Consider the following 17,521-nt stretch of genomic DNA (forward strand, 5'->3'; position numbering starts at 1 on the left):
CCCTATCGCTGTACGGCAGGCAAGTTAACTATCGGAGTAGGTCGCAATCTCGATGATTGTGGCTTCTGGCAAAAGAAGCTTATGCACTGTTGGAGAATGATAACCTGAACTGCGAGAAGCAGCTTCAGGCAAAGATACCGGATATCTATAACAGGTGTCACCGGAATTTTAATATGCACCAGTTTTAGCATTTGCAATTTTCGGTGACCCGATTTGCAATTTTCAGTGAGGGCTTATGGTGACATTAGCACTCCAACAAATTGACTGCTAAAAATCTCTTGACAGTTTAGGCAAGTCCGTTATTTTATCTCCAGATAGATATTACAAAAGGAGTTTAAGAGCATGGCTACAAAAAAACGTGAAACCGGATCTTTAAGTATCCACACAGAGAATATATTCCCTATTATCAAGAAATGGTTATATTCTCAGCACGATATATTTTTGAGAGAATTGGTATCTAACGCAGTTGATGCCATTGCTAAGCGCAAATATGCAGATCCAGATTTTAAAGCCGAGGACATGAAGATTGAGATCAAGCTGGATAAATCAAAAAAAACACTTCAAGTAATCGATACCGGAATTGGGATGACAGATGAAGAAATTCGTAAATACATCAATCAAATTGCTTTTTCGGGTGCCGAAGAATTTGTGAATAAATTCAAAGACGTTCAAGCTAATATTATTGGTCATTTTGGTTTGGGATTTTACTCTTCATTTATGGTTGCCGAAAAAGTTACCATCGATTCCCTATCGATTAGTGAAGGCAGCAAAGCGGCCTACTGGGAATGTGACGGTAGTACCCAATACAGCATGAGTGATGGTAAACGAAAAGATGTGGGCACCACTATCACGCTCTATTTTAATGAGGATTCTAAAGATTACGCCGAGGTTAGCAAAATACGCGAGATACTGGAGCGTTACTGCAACTTTATGCCAGTTCCGATAATGTTTGAAGGCAAGCAGATTAACCAATTGGAAGCTCTTTGGAACCGTAAACCGGCGGATGTAAGCAAAGAAGAGTATATCAAATTCTATCAGGATGTTTTTCACGACTATAAAGAACCAGTTTTCTGGATTCATTTAAATGTAGATTTTCCGTTCAATTTGAAGGGAATACTCTATTTCCCCAAATTGCGAAACGAGCCAGATTTCTTTAAGGGCGAAGTAAAACTATTCTGTAACAACGTATTTGTTGCCGACAATCTCGAAGATCTTATTCCAGAGTTCTTACTGTTGTTAAAGGGTGGAATAGACATTCCCGATATTCCCTTAAATGTTTCGCGTAGCTTTCTGCAAAACGATACGCAAGTGCAAAAGATATCCAAATACATCATTAAAAAAGTAGCCGATCATTTTCAAGCTACCTATAAAGAAGATCGAAAGAAATTTGAAGAATACTGGGAAGACATCAATACTTTCATCAAATTTGGCATGCTGAAAGAAGATGATTTTTTTGATGCCATGAAAGATATTGCTATCTTCAAATCCGCCTCTGGCGATTACTTAACTATTGAAGAATACAAACAACGCAATGCCGCTCAACAAGAAGAAGGAAATACCAGAATTTGGTACGCAGCGGGTGAAGACACTCAGGTAAGCTATTTGAATTTGATGAAGGAACAGGGGATTGAGGTAATATTCCAAAACTCTCCCTTGGATATTCATCTTTTCCAAAAACTGGAAGGAAAAATCGAAAAAGTGGAATTCATCCGCGTTGATAGTGAAGTGAACGATCTTTTAGTGAATAAAGAAGAAAGCAGTTTTAACAAAGAAGATGAAGATCGCCTTCAAAAGCTATTCTACAAGGCTTTGGGGCAGAATTTAGAAGCATCCTTCAGCAAGGAAAGCCTTAAAGAGTTTTTCAAAAAACATAGCAAGGCGGCGGAGATTCTTAGTCCCTATCAAATTCAAAAAGATGAACAAACAATCTTCAATTTATTGGAATTGCCACCTAATATCGTAAAAGATCTGGGCGAAGAAGCAATGCAAGAGCTTCAGAATCATGCCTTCTCGGAATTGAAGGTAGAAGTAAAAAACCTCAAAACAAAAGAGATTCCCGGCATGATTGTCTTTAGCGAATTTATGCGCCGCTGGCACGATATGGATCTTGCTTCCAGAATGGGTGGCAACAGCGATATGCTAAAGCATCACAGCCTGGTAGTAAATACTCAAAACCCAGTAATACAAAAGATATTAAAGCTGGACAAGAAGGGCAAAGAAGAAGAAGTTAACACTCTTTGTGGCTACATCCACGATCTTTCTTTACTGGAGCAGAAAGCATTTAACGGAGATGAGCTAAAAGCTTTTATTACTAAGGCAAATAAAGTACTCTCCTATTTATAAAAACAGCACTAATAGCAAAAGCCCCGATATGATATCGGGGCTTATTTATATAACTTTACTTTTACAGTAGTTCGATAACGAGGAATTTTTGCTTGCGGAAATTCTCTTTGTCGGTTACCGTTAGCACATATTCCTCTTCCAGCTTTTCAATGTTGTATGTGGTAGCAATATGATTAGATAAGATGCTATAGCCTTTCTTGGTGGCAGCAAAAGTAATCTGATCTTCATCCGATAGATTGATCTCGGTAAACTTCTCGGTAGCGAGCTCTTTGTTTACTGTTGTAACTCTTCCAATGCCCAATATTCCGCCTCTGCGGTCTATAATCCCTTGTTCTAAGAGCTCTTTTCTGGTTCCCACCACATAATAAATTGTGTTTGCTTGCCGCTCGGCATCAATTAAATCTTGTTCACGCTCGGCAATGGTTTGTTCACGCTCGGCAATCTCCATTTGGCTTTGTCTGCGTTCTTCTTCTATGGTTTCGTTCAAGATCCCCATGCGTTCTTGAAGCTCTGCCATAATGGTTTCTTTTTCTTCTAAAGATGCTTTAAGGCGATCTACCATCTGCTGAACTCCACGAAGTTGGGTTCTGGAACTGGCTAGTTGAGCTTCAAGTTGCGAAATCTTCTTTTTATCTGCCTCAATTTGTTCTCTCATATTGGCAATGGAGCTTATTATCTGTCCTCTCCTATCTGCAGGCGAAGTACCGGGAATCTCTCCCTGAGTAAAGAGCTGACCAGAAAGGTCTTGATCCATAGCTTGCAGGCTTTCCTGAATCTCACCTATAGTAGCGGTAGAAGATTCGTATAGAGCCTGAAGATCTTCATTGCTCTGCAAAAGTGCTTTGTTCTTTTTGGCAGCATTCATCCATACAATACCAAATATGATTGCCAAAGCGGCAAGGACTACTATGATGATTGTTTGTGCAATTTTCATACTTGACTCCTATCGCGTTTTAATATGAATGTCACTTTATGCAAACACGAAATTTGTGTCAAGGCAAATGCAATATGGAAGTAGGATGAAATATAACTATCTAGCCGCTTGGACCCGTAAAATAGATTTGAAAAATGCTGTCTTAGACAAAATATTCATGCATCAGAATGCAATGTATATTTGTTTGGCAAAAGGGGCAGCATTGGCAATTGTGCTTAGCCCTCAAGATAGTTTTATCTACTATCATAACTGTATTGAATTGCCTAAAAAAACGCCCGAACTCTGGCTGCAACTTGCTGGTTCTTCTATTACGAATATCGCCATTAAACCTGATGACCGCATCATCTATATCGAATGTAGGCAGAAAGATATTTATGGAGATGTGCACAATTACGAATTGATCTGTGAATTGATGCCACCCAAACCTAACGTTATTCTGTTTAATAAAGATAAAGGTTTAATACAAGATGCTTTATATAAATACTCCTTAGCAGATAACCCAATGCGCATGGTTTTGGTAAATCAGCCCTACTATCCCCCGCAAACGAGTTTTACTCCAGACACTTCGCAAACACTTGAGATACCAAAAGAATCTACGGCAAAAAGCATAAATGAGTATTTTGCCACAAGACATCAGCAGATACTATTACCAAACGATCAGGTCAAAAGCACTCAGCAAAAAATAAAGATTTTGAGCAAGGAGATAAAGCGCCTAAAGAAAAAGCTTGATATGCAGGGTATGGATTTGGCAAATGCCCTCAAGATGGATTATTACAAAGCATGTGCTGAAGCAATAAAACCCAATATGCATCTAATTGAGCCGGGTGATGACACTCTTGAGGTAACAAACTATCTGGATCCGCATTTGGCAAAGATATCAGTTCCCTTGCTTTCGGATAGAAGCCCACAGCAAAACCTGCACTATTACATCAAGAAGTATCAAAAAGCTAAAAACGGAAAGAGTATTATAGAGCTAAACATAAAACGTACTGAAGCAGAAATAGAGGCAGTAAAAGCCTTGCAGAAGCGTCTTGAACAAGGTGAAGACATCGATCTTGATACGCATAAAAACAGTGGTGGCATAGCCCACAAGCAAAACCAGATTGACCGTATCTTACAACTACGCATAAATGCTGGCTGGCATATCTACATTGGCAGAAAAGCCAGAGAAAACGATTTTATTACCACAAAGCTTGGCAAAGCGCACGATTGGTGGTTTCACAGCCGAATTTATCGGGGTGCTCACGTACTGTTAAGAAACTACCATAAACAAGAGCCACCGCCAAGCCTCATTCAGATATGTTGCGCTCTTGCCGCATGGTATTCGCAAGCAAAGTTTTCCATAAATGTGCCCGTAGATTATACTCAAATCCGATTTGTTCGCAAACCTAAAGGCAGCGCCGCCGGTTTTGTTACTTATACAAACTATAAAACTATTTTTGCAAATCCCAAAGATATCCGCAGCATCAAAGAGGAACTGGAACTGTGATGCGTATTCTAGGAATAGTGACAGGCATCTTTCCTTTTAGTGAAAGTAGCCAAATTCTAAAGATAATAAGCCAAGATAGAGCACAAATATCTGTTATTGCAAAAGGCTGGCGAAAAAAACAAGAACCACTTCTGCGTTTTGCCGAGTACGAGTTTAACCTCTACGAACCCAAAGAAGAAGGCTTATACATTCTAAAAGAGTTAAGTTTATTGCAAAACTACGCCCAATATCCCAGCACATCCACATGGGCTGCAGCAGAAGCAGGAGCAGAGTTGATTAGCAAGATAATAATGGCAAGCTCTGATGCTCCATCATATTATGAGCTTCTACGCAACTATCTTGGGTATCTGCAAACTATCGATAAGAATGCAATACTCATCTTTTGGCGTTTATTTATGCGCATCTTCAAGCTTTTGGGCATCGATTTAAACATATCTAAGTGCAGCCTATGCCATACTGAATGTGTGGCATTTGCCTACAATGCGGCCAGCGATATTGTATGTGAATCTTGTTATAAAGAAACCGCAAATAAAGATAATTATCATTCTCTCTCTCAAAACGCTGGAAAAATATTGAGCTTGCTTCCTTTTATAGGTTATCATCTGCAAGAGACTGAGCTTAGTTTTAATGATGTGGAAGAGCTAAACAGATTCTTTTTTGCCTATTACTATGCTCACCAAAAACAAACGCTCAAGCTTAAGAGCCTGAGCGTCTTGGGTCAATTCTATTATTAATTAGAATGGTTCAAAGTTGTTGGCTTGCCAATAAAAGCGTTCGGCTTCTTTTTGGATATCTGCAAGCTCCTCGTAGTGTTTCATTTCCCATTTTGCCAATAGCGAGAAAAATGATTTTAGAGTAAGAATATCTGTTTCTTGTTCGCATTTATGGTAGTGGTCTATAGAATCTTTCTCTAAAAGTAATGCAGTAGATATTGCCGAGAATAAAGCCTGATCTTCACCAATGCGCCGCACAAAAGACTCGGAAAAAATGCTTTTCTGCATATTCTCTTTTTCCAGTTTATCGCTAATGTCTTCCGGTTTCAAGTTGTTGGTTAGTTGCTGATAATAATCCAAAAGATAGTTGTAATGGCGGCGTTCTTCTTCTTTACGGCTCAAGAAGAATTCTTTAACATCGCTGTCGTTACTTTTTTCTGCTGCATCCTGATACAAGTTTACGCTATCCATTTCTCCTTGCATCGCTTTCTTTATCGAATTAACTAGTTGTTCTTTCAGTGCCATAATAGCCTCTCATTTTTTCTTTTATAAATAGCTTAATCCTTTTGCTGATTTTGCAAAACCATTTTCTATCGCCAATAAATATCTCGCCCAAAAGATAATGCAATGGTGACCGAAGCTTAAAGCTAACATCATCGGTAAATAAGGGAAAATCTCAGCCTTATTCCCCGCTAATGATTCCTTAAAGCATTAAGCGGAAAAAGCATTGACACTCTACAGCGTTCATCAAATCTATTTTTGGCATTACACGCAAAAATTTGTACTTCTAGCCCAGAGATTGAGCGGAATAATCATTGACAACTACGCTAGGCTAAAAATAGGTGTAAACCAATAGAAAACAAATCAGGAGTTACAGTTAGCTATGAAGAATATCCTCGTGATCGGTGCTGCCGGACAAATCGGTTCGGAGCTTGTTCCCTACCTCAGAAACATTTATGGTGAAAAAAATGTTGTAGCCACATACAATCACACTCCCCTCCCTCAAGACATTACGGAGGCAGGACCTTCGGAAAAAATGAATGCCACGGAAGGCAATTCTATGAATGAAGTGGTTAAGAAGTACAATATCGATACTATCTTCAATTTGGTTGCAGTTCTTTCTGCTAAAGGCGAAGCTAACCCTGCTCAAAGCTGGAAAATCAATATGGATACTACGTTCAATTGCCTGGAGATCATGAAGGAAGTAAAAGGTGCGGTTTTCACACCATCGTCAATTGGTGCTTTTGGCCCTACTACTCCGTTAGATAATACCCCACAGGATACTATCATGCGCCCCACCACTATCTATGGCATCTCAAAAGTTGCCGGTGAACTTTTGGGAGATTATTATCATTTGAAGTATGGCGTTGATGCTCGCGGCTTGAGATATCCCGGCATTATTTCCAACGTAACCTTACCAGGAGGCGGAACTACAGATTATGCAGTAGAGATTTATTACGATGCAATTAAGAATAAGCGCTATGTATGCAATCTGCCAGCGGGAACATTTTTGGATATGATGTATATGCCAGATGCTCTTCGCAGTGCAGTACAGCTTATGGAAGCAGATCCCGCCAAATTGGTGCACAGAAACTGTTTTAACGTAACTGCCATGAGTTTTGACCCCGAAATTATTGCTGCAGCAATACGTAAACACATACCGGAATTCGTTTTAGAGTATAATGTGGATCCCATCAAAAAATTAATTGCCGATAGCTGGCCAAACAGTATGGACGATTCTGCCGCCCGCAATGAATGGGGTTGGAAACCTGAATATGATTTGGATAGCATGACCCGCGACATGATCGAAAAGGTTTCGGCAAAACAAAAAAAATAGGATACAAAATGTTAAAGATCGGCGTAGTAGGTGTTGGGCATCTTGGTCAGCATCATGCCAGAAAATTTATGGCCATAAAAGATGCTTCTCTTTCGGGCATATACGATAAAAAAAGTAGCCGTGCAAAGGATATTGCCAAAACCTTGAACGCAGCGAGATTTGAAAGTTACGATGCTCTGCTCGATGTCTGCGATGCTGTGGATATAGCTGCCACAACATCATCTCACTATGAATTGGCAGTAAAAGCCTTGAATGCAGGCAAACACATCTTTTTGGAGAAACCAATCACCGGCAAACTGGAAGAAGCTTATGAGCTTCTGGAGCTTGCTGATAAGAACAACCTAAAGATTCAAGTGGGTCATATTGAACGCTTTAATCCGGTAATCATGAAAGTGGAAAATGAGATTAAAGATCCCGTTTTTATCGAATCTACCCGTATTTCTACTTTTCACAGCAGAGGAACAGATGTGCCCGTTGTGTTGGATGTAATGATTCACGATATAGATCTCATCTTGAGTTTTGTGCATAGCCCCATCAAGCAAATTCACGCTTCCGGTATTGGTATCCTCACACCCTCTATAGACATCGCTAATGCGCGCATAGAATTTGAAAATGGAGCAATAGCGAATGTAACTTCCTCAAGAGTATCACTAAAACAGGAACGTAAAATACGTTTTTTCCAAAAGGATTGCTATATCACTCTGGATTTTCAGAGTAAACAAGCAAAAGTTATTAAGAAAAGTCCTCATGTGATGAAGTATTTGCCCAAAATTATGATGGGTGCTACCGATATTGACCCCGCTAAACTGGTGGATCAGGAACTTTTTGATTGCACAGACAGCCCCAAAGATGCACTTACAATGGAGCTGGAATCTTGGGTGGAAGCTATTTTACAAAATAAAAAACCCGTAGTGGATGGACATGCCGGAACAAAGGCTTTGGAAGTTGCAGTACAGATTATAAAAATTATAAATGAACAAGTAAAAAAAAGCAAAATTAAGGTTTGAGCTTATGCAGGATACATTTGTAAAGGATATAGCCCAATTTGTGGACAAAGAAGTACGGCTTAAGGGCTGGGTGCGAAACATCCGCCATAGCGGGAAACTGCTGTTCATCATCTTTCGTGATGGCAGTGGTGAAATGCAAGCAGTAGCTTTCAAGCCAGATTTGGGAGAAGAGCTTTTTGACAAAGCCAAGAGCCTAACCCTAGAATCCAGTCTAATTTTAACAGGAATTCCCAAAGCTCATCAGAAGATAGCCGGCGCCTACGAATTAAGTGTTACCGGCATAGAAATAGTTCAACTCGCCGATGAATACCCCATCAGTAAAAAAGAACACGGACCGGATTTCCTGCTTTCTAATAGGCATCTATGGATTCGCTCTCCCAAGCAATGGGCAATATTGAGGCTCCGACATACCATATATTACGCTATCTGTGAATATTTGAATGATAATGGATTCTTTCGCTTCGATTCGCCCATTCTTACACCCAATGCCTGTGAAGGTACCACCACGCTATTTGAATTGGAATACTTCGATGAAGGTATGGCGTATCTTTCGCAATCTGGACAATTGTATTTGGAAACTGGGATTATGAGTTTGGGTAGGGTCTATGATTTTGGTCCCGTCTTCCGCGCAGAACGCTCAAAAACACGTAAGCATCTTACAGAGTTTTGGATGATGGATGCCGAAGCAGCTTACGTGGAACACGAAGAGAACATGGCGATTCAAGAAGGTTTGATACGCCATGTAATCCGCACAGTTTTGACTAAATGCGACAAGGAGCTGGATATTCTGGAGCGTGATAAGGAGCAACTAAAAGCTGCTGACACACCTTTCAAGCGCATGACTCACTACGAAGCAATTGAATATTTACGTTCTAACGGTAGTGAGATAGACCACCAGAGCGATTTAGGCGCAGCCGATGAAGTAATGCTTACCGAAGGCTCAGCCGTTCCTATTTTCATTGAGAGATGGCCTAAAGTAATAAAAGCATTCTATATGCGGCGCGCTCCCGAAGATGAAAATCTGGTATTGGGAAGCGATTTGATCGCTCCGGAAGGCTTTGGTGAAATTATAGGCGGCAGTGAACGGGAAACAGATTATGAAGCCTTACTAAAGCGTATGAAAGAAGAGAAGATGGATTTGGAAGCTTATCAATGGTTTTTGGATTTGCGCAAATATGGCTCTGTTCCTCATAGTGGTTTTGGTATTGGCTTAGAACGTCTTGTAACATGGATGAGCGGCACCCATCACATTCGTGAAACCATACCGTTCCCAAGGATGATTTATCGCATCTATCCCTAATCCCAATTTTCTGCTTTGCCACATACCCGCAGAACTATAGGAGGCAAAGCATTTTTGCTTTTTTTTCTTACCTATTCTGCTTCCAAACAATGATAAAAGAGTAAATATATTATATTGATAAAGGATATGAAGATGATTAGTGAGAAACTATCACAAATTAGCAGAACGATGAAATCTTCCATGATTCGTGAACTGGTTGCCAGCACACGCGATATTGAAGGATTGATCTCTTTTGCCGGCGGATTCCCCTCTCCCAAAACCTTTCCCGCACAAATCCTTGCAGACCTGTATGCAAAGGTTTTAAGAGACGAGGGTAGCAAGGTTTTACAATACGGAGCAAGTGAAGGTGATACGCTTCTGAAGAAGGAATTGCTTAAGTGGGAAGGATACGATATCCCTTTGGATCAAATGTTAATAACTGCCGGAGCTACAAATGCCATTTATTATATAACGCGAACACTTATTGATCCCGGAGATGTAATTATCTGCGAAGCCCCTAGTTTTTTGGGTAGCTTGGTTGCTTTTGAAGCTACGGGAGCAGAATTGGTTGGTGTTTCGTTGGATACTGAAGGCATCGATATATCTTTGCTTCAAGCCAAAGTTGATGAATTGCTAGCTAAGGGCAAAAAGGTTAAGCTAATTTATACTATACCAGATTTTCACAATCCAGCGGGATTATCGATGAGCTACTCTCGCCGTAAAGCCTTAATTGAATATGCATTAGCTATGCAGATCCCAATTTTGGAAGATAACCCATATTCACGATTGCGATATATGGGAACTCCCCTGCCTACCCTGTATAAAATTGCCACCGAAGAATATTTGAATAATGAAGTGGTCACTGAAGTGGTATCGTTCTCGAAGATATTGGGACCCGGATTGCGCCTGGCATTTGCCAAGGGCAGTAAAACTCTAATTGAACGAATGTGTTCTTGGCAACAGAAAATAAATATTGCTCCAGATAACATCTCTCAGCGTGTGGCAGGCAGATTTCTTGCTGAAGGTTATATGGATCCGCATATCCAAATATGTTGCGATTTTTACCGTCCGTATTTGCAATCAATGCTGGAAGCAATGGCAAAGCATCTTCCTTCATACATTCAATATACAAAACCAGAAGGAGGCATCTTTACGTGGTTGAGGCTTCCGGAAGACATGAATGCCGATAAGCTTTTTGAACAAGCAAAAGCCCGAAAAGTAACATTTATACCAGGTAGTAAGTTCTACCCTACCGGGCAAGAAAAATTCAACGCCTTAAGATTAAACTATAGCTTTTGTACTCCACAGCAGATTGATGAAGGCATACGAAGCTTAGGTGAAATAATGAATGAGTTTTATGCTTGACGTAATACTAAGAGTACGATATATTGTATTTAGATAACCGTAAAGGAGTATCTGCTATGAAAAACGTATTGATTACTATGATAATGCTATGCCTCATATTTCCGGCAATAGCGGCATATAACGATTTGCCACCGCTGAACCTGAATCCGTTTAATTTGAAAAGTCCCGGTTTAAATAAACTCAAGATGTCTCATTCTATGGGTTTTGAGGCAGGAAGCAGCTCAACGGGTAGGGGCTACTATCTTTCGCGCTACACAAATCATATGAGATATCAATTCAATCCAAAGTTAGAATTGGATCTGGATCTTAATTTCGTAAATTTCGGTTCGCTGAATACAAGCAGTAAATTCAGCTTAAATGATGATAATAACAATAAAATTCTTCCAGAATTTTCGCTGCGCTATCGCCCAAGCGATTCGATGACTTTTGAAATACAAATGCGACAAGGCTTATTTATGCAACAAACGCCTTGGCATGATAAATGGTAAGGAGATAATCATCACTTGATTACCATAATAATTATCCTTTTAGCTGTCTTGGGCGCTGCCTTGGGCAGCTTTTTTAATGTTTTAATACACCGCTTACCCCAAAAACAATCTATTGTGTATCCCCCTTCTCATTGTGATGGATGCAAAAAGATTATTCCGTTTTATTTGAATATCCCAATAATTAGCTATATTTTGTTGGGAGGAAAATGCCGGTATTGTAAAGCAAAGATACACTGGCATCATCTGTTGGTGGAAATCATCACCCCGGTGATTTTGGTTTTGTTGTTTTTCCGTTATGCCTATTATGGTCAGTATATGTTGTTTCTTAAATACAGTCTTTTATGCATGTTTATGATCCCGATCTTCTTTATTGACGCCTTTCATCAGATAATTCCACATAAACTCTCAATACCATTACTTCCTCTAGGGCTTATATTTGCTATGCTTCCGGGTAATGATGTAAGCCTTTTGGAAGCATTCATAAGTGCAGCCGTGATCTTTTGTTTTTTAGTATTTATCGCCTATGCGTACAGATTTGTCCGCAAAACTGATGGTTTAGGGGGAGGTGATATTTGGCTTTTGACGGGTATTGCTACATTTTTTGGCTTGGTTAGCATGCCGTATGTTGTGCTGATTTCAGCTCTTTTGGGAATAATCTACTTCGTCTTCTTTGTAAAAAACAAAGAGCAAGGTTTTGCCTTTGGTACTTTTATAACGTTCACGGCAGTAATTTGGTCTGTATTTGGCACCTACAACATACTAAACTACATTCCGTTTATATAAGGAAATATCTTTATTATAGATATTTATGTAAACTTCATAATAAAACGGATTTGAAAATTATGGGTTACTTTTGGGAATAGATATACATCTCTTCACTTTCGTTACTCCAACTATATTTTACTTCTCCCACAAAGATGGTATGGTCTCCACTTTTCACTTGCGTAACTACCTCGCACTCAAAACAAGCTACAGCATCTTTTAGAATGGGCAGTTTATTTAACTTACCGGGAAAGTATTCTACATTACCCGCACTGAACTTATCGATTTTCCTTCCGCTATGTGAACCCGCTAATGTTATGAGGGATTTGAGCTTGACACTGGGAAAAACCAGGTTAAAAAAACGTATATCTTGCAAACACTCATAAGAATAACGCGTATGCCCTATGGATATTGCGAACATGGGAGGCGCTATTGAGGTGCGCATAAACCATTCTAAGGTAATGAGATTATAATTACCATCCGGTTTGGTGGTAACGGCTAAGGCTACCTTGGAAGGAAGATGAACTTTGGCATACGCTTCCGGAAGATTGTGCAATTTAATCATAATAACATAACTCCTTAATTTATAATTAATAAAGACAAAATAAAACAAATTGGAACTGAAACAAGTTTTGTTGGCTCTTTGAATCTCAATAATCTGCTGTTCTAAAGGGATGAATAGCCCACAATGATGAGTATAGTACCAAATTCAACACAATCTGCTTGACAGATTAGTGACCTCCAACATACTGAAAGAAAGAAAAATTGAATAAGGATAAGACCATGAAATACTTTCGTAAGTTAATTGGAGAAAAATGCTATTTATCACCTGTTTCACTAGATGATGTAGAACGCTATACAGAGTGGGTAAACGATTTGGAAATAGGGCAGTTTGTTCTTTTTTCTTCTACAGTTTTCGATGTTAGTAAAGAACGAGTTGCGCTACAGCAATTAATGGATAACAGCATTATTTTTGCCATTGTGGAGAAGGATACCAATAAAGTGATTGGTAATTGCGGATTACACTTAGTAAATAATGTTCATCGACATGCCCAATTCGGAATCTTTATTGGCGAAAAGACATATTGGAATCAAGGTATTGGTGGAGAAGCAACTCGGCTTATTCTGGATTATGGATTTAATATCATGAATCTGAATAACATCAGTTTAGAAGTTGTGGACTATAATAAACGGGCAATCAAGTGTTATGAAAAAGTAGGATTCCAATATGTGGGCAGACGCAGAAAATATAGTTTTATGGCAGGGCAGTATCATGACGCACTTATCTATGATATCCTAAGCGAGGACTTTGAAAGCCCTTACGTAAATAAAACATTCGCATACTCTATTAGCGACGAAGCAGGACGCAGCAAGATCTCAATAGTATAATGTTTCGTAAGATAAAGGGTCAAAAACAAGTACTATATCTACTGCAGAATGCCATCGAGCAGCAGCGGATTGCTCAAGCCTATCTTTTTCATGGCGGAGATGGAGTGGGCAAATTTATGACTGCCTTGTATTTTGGTATGGCGCTTAATTGTCTATCTAGCAGTGAATACCGTCCGTGTGGAGTATGTTCATCGTGTCATAAATTCCTTAGTTTTGAGCATCCAGATTTCTTGTATTTGTTTCCTACAGTCAATCTCAAACTAAGTTCTGAGGGAGAAATAAAAGATGCAGACGCATTAAAGCAGTATGAAGCATATATCAAGAACAAAAAAGAAAGCCCTTGGCTGGATTATTATTTTAGCGGTTCAACAGAGATTCGTAAAGAGAGCATAAGCGTACTGATTAAAAGATTGGAATACTCAATTCATGAAGCACAATACCGTGTGGTAATAATAGAGAATGCAGACATGATGAATACTCAAACTGCAAATGCATTTCTTAAGACCCTAGAAGAGCCTCCAGATAATACGGTGATACTTTTAATAACCGAAAAACTACCGCAAATAATGCCTACAATCATGTCACGTTGTCAACCGGTTTACTTTAAACCTCTGGCTCAGAATGTGATGCAAGAGATTCTCTTTGAGAGTTTTCAAGTAGATACAATTATCGCAAAAAGTGCCGCTCGCATTAGTGGAGGTAATTTAAAAACGGCTATCCGCATTGCCCAGAACTCTGTTAACAGCATCCGAGATAAAGCCTTTAATTTTATTAGAATGGCATCGCATAAACAGAGCTACGAATACTATCTACAAGTAATGAAACACAAAGAAAGTAGCGACGCATTGCGTGACCTTTTAGCCTATTTGGGGATCATAGCCAACGATCTTGCCGTTATTCATTTTGCTCCCTCTGAAATCACAAATCTGGATCAGAGTGAATTACTTTTTGAGATTGCTCATGACACACTTCCCGATCGTATACCCGATTATCTTTTAACTTTGGATAATTTGAGCAGAAAGCTTGATGGAAATGTGAACCCCACCCTAATTCAACTAAATCTGTTTATTGCTACCCGAAATCTATTGAATCCATGAGTCAACGACGTCTTGCCCGCAATATAAGCGTAATGAGTATTGCTGTGTTTTTAAGCCGAATACTGGGCTTGTTGCGCGATCAGGTAATGGCGTATTTTTTTGGTGGTGGGTATTTGAATGATGCTTTCAATGTTGCATACAATATCCCCAACCTTTTACGCAGACTTTTTGGTGAAGGTGCCCTGTCTACAGCATTTGTACCAATATATAATGAAATAGGCATCAAAAAAGATAAAACTGCTCAAATCAATTTTGCTCTTAATGTCTTAAGTATCTTAACAATGTTTTTGTTGGTGCTTACTATTGCCGGAATTGCCTTTGCTCCACTGCTTGTTAGATTGCTATATCCAGGTTTGGCGCCACAAACCACTGTGGTAGCCATTAAGCTTACAAGAATTATTTTCCCATATCTATTTTTTATCGGCATGTCTTCAACCTTTATTGCCATCCTCAATTCGCATGATTATTTCTTTATGACGGGGTTATCAAGCGCTTTGTTGAATATTGGTATGATTCTAAACATTGTGATTCCTTATTGGCTTCTGAATGTGCCCTCAGAACGCCTTATCTATTTTGCTGGATGGGGAATTGTTGTAGGAGGTTCATTACAGACAATTATCAATTTCCCCTATCTAAGGCAAGTTGGGTATAGATTTGTTCTGATTATCCGTTTTGGTTCTGAAGCTCTGAGAACTATGTGGCAAAGATTCATCCCAGCCATGATTGGAATAGGAATAAGGGAAATTAACCTTATAGCAGACGCCTTAATGGCAAGTTTTTTACCAATTGGCAGCATCACAGCTTTGGGATACGGAAATCGGTTGATGCAATTACCCTTAGGAATCTTTGCAATAAGTGCGGGAACCGCTGTGTTGCCGATGTTTTCACGGCAAGTAAGCAGAAAGGAGTTTTCTGAGTTATCTGAGAGTTTGCGCTTTACTACGCTTAGCCTGGCTTATATCATGCTACCGGTAACCGCACTAATACTAGCTTTGTCGGAAGACTTCGTGGTAATATTATTTGCACATGGAGCTTTTGATGCCTTAGCGGTAAAAATGAGTTCACAAGCCCTAGTGTTTTATTCATTGGGTCTTATTTTCTATAGTATGAATCAAGTGGTTACCCCGCTTTTTTATGCCCATGGCGATACCCGTAGTCCAGTAATACTGGCAGCTATTATGGTTGGGTTGAATATAGCTTTAAACTTCATTCTTATGCAGTTTATCCAACATCGCGGCTTAGCACTTTCCACATCACTAACTGCTTTGGTAAACTTCATAATTTTAACAATACTAATTCGAAAAAGAATTGTTGGAATCTCACTTAAGGGCATACTCCCCAATCTGCTGAAAAGTGTCTGCATCGCTTCTTTAGTATATCTTCTTGCTAAATATTTGCGATACATTATTCCTCTACATTCACGTTGGGAATTGATCCCAAAATCTCTGATAATTATTATAGCTAGTTTTGTGGTGTTCTATCTAATGGGCGTTATCTTACACTTAGAGTATTTAAGGGAAGCATCAAAAAATATATGCAAACGCCTAAGCCGCAAATAGAAAATAAGCTACATTTACTGCCAGACAAACCTGGAGTATACCTATGGAAGAATGCCAAGGGTGAAGTTATCTACGTAGGCAAAGCTCTTTCTTTGAAGAATCGGGTGCGATCTTATTTGAACAATAGTCCCAAAGACCCCAAGACAGAGCAATTGGTAATCCATATTGCTGCTTTAGACTATATAATCACTACCAGTGAAGCTGAAGCTTTCCTTTTAGAAGCCAGCCTAATCAAGCAAAACCAACCAAAATATAACGTGCTGCTTAAAGATGATAAGCGATATCCTTATGTAAAAATCACTATTAATGAGCCCTTCCCAAGAGTATTTGTTACCCGTGAGATAATCAAAGACGGCTCACGCTACTTTGGCCCCTATACTGATGTGCGTTCACTTCGAAGAACTCTGCGCAGTTTTGAATGGCTATTCCCCATCCGCAATTGCACACGCAATATTCCGATTGGTGCTGTAGTATATAAGAAAGCATGTATCAATTACCAACTTGGTAAGTGTAGTGCACCCTGCATTGGTAAAATCTCTCAGGGACAATATATGCAAATTGTAAACAAGCTTATAGGCTTCTTTGAAGGTAAATACGAAGAACTGCTTAGGGAATTTCGCCATGAAATGAATAGTCTTTCCGAAGAACTCAGATTTGAAGAAGCCGCAAAGATAAGGGATCGAATAATCGCCATTCAAAACATTCAAAAGCGACAAAGCGTTGTTTATACAGATTGCCGTAACGTTGATATTATTGGCTTTTATCAAGAAGAAAACGATGCAGTTTGCCTAGTATTAAAGATGCAGGAAGGGGCTATTGTAAACCAAGAAAACTATCCCATGAAAAACCTCGCTCTGGAAAGCAGAGAAAGCATACTGGGCTCATTTATTAAACTCTATTATTCTCAAAAGGATAATCTTCCACAAGAAATTCTTCTTCCATTTGAACCACAAGATTATGTTGGGCTTTCTAAATGGCTAAACGGCAAGCTAACCTTACCCCAGCGAGGTGAAAAAACAAAACTATTAGCAATGGCAAAACGCAATGCCTTTAACATTGTTGAAGAAAGAAAGTTATCCCATCTACGAAAAGCAAATCGCACCATATACCCTATTCAGGAATTGAAAGAAGCTCTCGGCTTTGATAAGTTGCCTCGCAAGATAGTTTGCATGGATATTTCTACCATACAGGGAACCGACACAGTCTCTAGCGCAGTATATTTTGAGAATGGCAAAAGCAAAAAGAAGTATTACCGTCAC

General features: G+C 39.4%; 16 protein-coding genes. 13 read left to right on the forward strand and 3 right to left on the reverse strand.

The features are described 5' to 3' along the window. Positions 1-342 precede the first annotated feature (342 nt). Positions 343-2,343 (forward strand): molecular chaperone HtpG, encoded by a 2,001-nt coding sequence (htpG, locus tag LHW48_05555; protein MCB5259926.1) that lies wholly within the window; start codon positions 343-345, stop codon positions 2,341-2,343. A 61-nt stretch (positions 2,344-2,404) separates the two neighbouring features. On the opposite strand, the gene LHW48_05560 is transcribed toward htpG, so the two are convergent. After that, a complete protein-coding gene (locus tag LHW48_05560; GenBank protein MCB5259927.1) occupies positions 2,405-3,277 on the reverse strand; it encodes a hypothetical protein in 873 nt (290 codons plus the stop codon). 85 nt (positions 3,278-3,362) lie between these two features. On the opposite strand from LHW48_05560, the gene LHW48_05565 reads away from it, so the two are divergent. Both LHW48_05565 and recO read left to right on the forward strand, forming a co-directional pair. Continuing rightward, positions 3,363-4,766 (forward strand): NFACT RNA binding domain-containing protein, encoded by a 1,404-nt coding sequence (locus tag LHW48_05565; protein MCB5259928.1) that lies wholly within the window; start codon positions 3,363-3,365, stop codon positions 4,764-4,766. After that, complete coding sequence (gene recO, locus LHW48_05570; GenBank protein ID MCB5259929.1) at positions 4,766-5,500, forward strand: DNA repair protein RecO; 735 nt, start codon at positions 4,766-4,768, stop codon at positions 5,498-5,500. The genes LHW48_05565 and recO overlap by 1 nt, the downstream gene beginning before the upstream one ends. Here recO and LHW48_05575 read toward each other — a convergent pair whose 3' ends face one another. After that, on the reverse strand, positions 5,501-6,004 hold the full coding sequence (locus LHW48_05575) for a ferritin family protein (GenBank protein MCB5259930.1): 504 nt from the start codon (positions 6,002-6,004) through the stop codon (positions 5,501-5,503). Positions 6,005-6,362: 358 nt separating this feature from the next. On the opposite strand from LHW48_05575, the gene LHW48_05580 reads away from it, so the two are divergent. From LHW48_05580 to LHW48_05605, 6 genes are all read left to right on the forward strand, one after another. Further along, a complete protein-coding gene (locus LHW48_05580; GenBank protein MCB5259931.1) occupies positions 6,363-7,316 on the forward strand; it encodes an NAD-dependent epimerase/dehydratase family protein in 954 nt (317 codons plus the stop codon). 8 nt (positions 7,317-7,324) lie between these two features. Continuing rightward, positions 7,325-8,323, forward strand: coding sequence for a Gfo/Idh/MocA family oxidoreductase (locus LHW48_05585; GenBank protein ID MCB5259932.1), 999 nt, complete (start codon positions 7,325-7,327; stop codon positions 8,321-8,323). A gap of 4 nt (positions 8,324-8,327) precedes the next feature. Then, positions 8,328-9,623: an asparagine--tRNA ligase gene (asnS, locus tag LHW48_05590; protein MCB5259933.1), complete on the forward strand. Its 1,296-nt coding sequence runs from the start codon at positions 8,328-8,330 to the stop codon at positions 9,621-9,623. 132 nt (positions 9,624-9,755) lie between these two features. Continuing rightward, positions 9,756-10,967 carry a PLP-dependent aminotransferase family protein gene (locus LHW48_05595; GenBank protein ID MCB5259934.1) on the forward strand — a complete coding sequence of 404 codons (1,212 nt, stop codon included), beginning with the start codon at positions 9,756-9,758 and terminating at the stop codon, positions 10,965-10,967. A 56-nt stretch (positions 10,968-11,023) separates the two neighbouring features. Next, positions 11,024-11,455, forward strand: a complete 432-nt coding sequence (locus LHW48_05600) for a hypothetical protein (GenBank protein ID MCB5259935.1) — start codon at positions 11,024-11,026, stop codon at positions 11,453-11,455. Between the two features lie 15 nt (positions 11,456-11,470). Further along, a complete protein-coding gene (locus tag LHW48_05605; protein MCB5259936.1) occupies positions 11,471-12,238 on the forward strand; it encodes a prepilin peptidase in 768 nt (255 codons plus the stop codon). Positions 12,239-12,302: 64 nt separating this feature from the next. Here LHW48_05605 and LHW48_05610 read toward each other — a convergent pair whose 3' ends face one another. Continuing rightward, a complete protein-coding gene (locus tag LHW48_05610) occupies positions 12,303-12,782 on the reverse strand; it encodes a flavin reductase family protein (protein MCB5259937.1) in 480 nt (159 codons plus the stop codon). A 218-nt stretch (positions 12,783-13,000) separates the two neighbouring features. Between LHW48_05610 and LHW48_05615 the strand changes: the two genes are divergently transcribed. The 4 genes from LHW48_05615 to uvrC form a co-directional block, all read left to right on the forward strand. Then, a complete protein-coding gene (locus LHW48_05615) occupies positions 13,001-13,606 on the forward strand; it encodes a GNAT family N-acetyltransferase (protein ID MCB5259938.1) in 606 nt (201 codons plus the stop codon). After that, positions 13,606-14,703 (forward strand): DNA polymerase III subunit delta', encoded by a 1,098-nt coding sequence (gene holB / locus LHW48_05620; protein ID MCB5259939.1) that lies wholly within the window; start codon positions 13,606-13,608, stop codon positions 14,701-14,703. Before LHW48_05615 ends, holB begins: the two co-directional genes overlap by 1 nt. After that, positions 14,700-16,262, forward strand: a complete 1,563-nt coding sequence (gene murJ, locus LHW48_05625) for a murein biosynthesis integral membrane protein MurJ (GenBank protein ID MCB5259940.1) — start codon at positions 14,700-14,702, stop codon at positions 16,260-16,262. Before holB ends, murJ begins: the two co-directional genes overlap by 4 nt. Beyond that, on the forward strand, positions 16,238-17,521 hold a 1,284-nt coding region (gene uvrC / locus LHW48_05630), incomplete at its 3' end, for an excinuclease ABC subunit UvrC (protein ID MCB5259941.1). The genes murJ and uvrC, both read left to right, overlap by 25 nt.

The organism is Candidatus Cloacimonadota bacterium, assembly GCA_020532355.1.
Classification (GTDB): domain Bacteria; phylum Cloacimonadota; class Cloacimonadia; order Cloacimonadales; family Cloacimonadaceae; genus UBA5456.

Excerpts from the sequence above, each read along its gene's own strand:
- LHW48_05580 (MCB5259931.1), top strand. The coding sequence starts at position 6,363 with ATGAAGAATATCCTCGTGATCGGTGCTGCCGGACAAATCGGTTCGGAG.
- LHW48_05575 (MCB5259930.1), bottom strand. The coding sequence starts at position 6,004 with ATGGCACTGAAAGAACAACTAGTTAATTCGATAAAGAAAGCGATGCAA.
- holB (MCB5259939.1), top strand. The coding sequence starts at position 13,606 with ATGTTTCGTAAGATAAAGGGTCAAAAACAAGTACTATATCTACTGCAG.
- LHW48_05615 (MCB5259938.1), top strand. The coding sequence starts at position 13,001 with ATGAAATACTTTCGTAAGTTAATTGGAGAAAAATGCTATTTATCACCT.
- LHW48_05610 (MCB5259937.1), bottom strand. The coding sequence starts at position 12,782 with ATGATTAAATTGCACAATCTTCCGGAAGCGTATGCCAAAGTTCATCTT.
- LHW48_05600 (MCB5259935.1), top strand. The coding sequence starts at position 11,024 with ATGAAAAACGTATTGATTACTATGATAATGCTATGCCTCATATTTCCG.
- murJ (MCB5259940.1), top strand. The coding sequence starts at position 14,700 with ATGAGTCAACGACGTCTTGCCCGCAATATAAGCGTAATGAGTATTGCT.
- LHW48_05585 (MCB5259932.1), top strand. The coding sequence starts at position 7,325 with ATGTTAAAGATCGGCGTAGTAGGTGTTGGGCATCTTGGTCAGCATCAT.
- LHW48_05560 (MCB5259927.1), bottom strand. The coding sequence starts at position 3,277 with ATGAAAATTGCACAAACAATCATCATAGTAGTCCTTGCCGCTTTGGCA.
- LHW48_05565 (MCB5259928.1), top strand. The coding sequence starts at position 3,363 with ATGAAATATAACTATCTAGCCGCTTGGACCCGTAAAATAGATTTGAAA.
- asnS (MCB5259933.1), top strand. The coding sequence starts at position 8,328 with ATGCAGGATACATTTGTAAAGGATATAGCCCAATTTGTGGACAAAGAA.
- LHW48_05595 (MCB5259934.1), top strand. The coding sequence starts at position 9,756 with ATGATTAGTGAGAAACTATCACAAATTAGCAGAACGATGAAATCTTCC.
- recO (MCB5259929.1), top strand. The coding sequence starts at position 4,766 with ATGCGTATTCTAGGAATAGTGACAGGCATCTTTCCTTTTAGTGAAAGT.
- htpG (MCB5259926.1), top strand. The coding sequence starts at position 343 with ATGGCTACAAAAAAACGTGAAACCGGATCTTTAAGTATCCACACAGAG.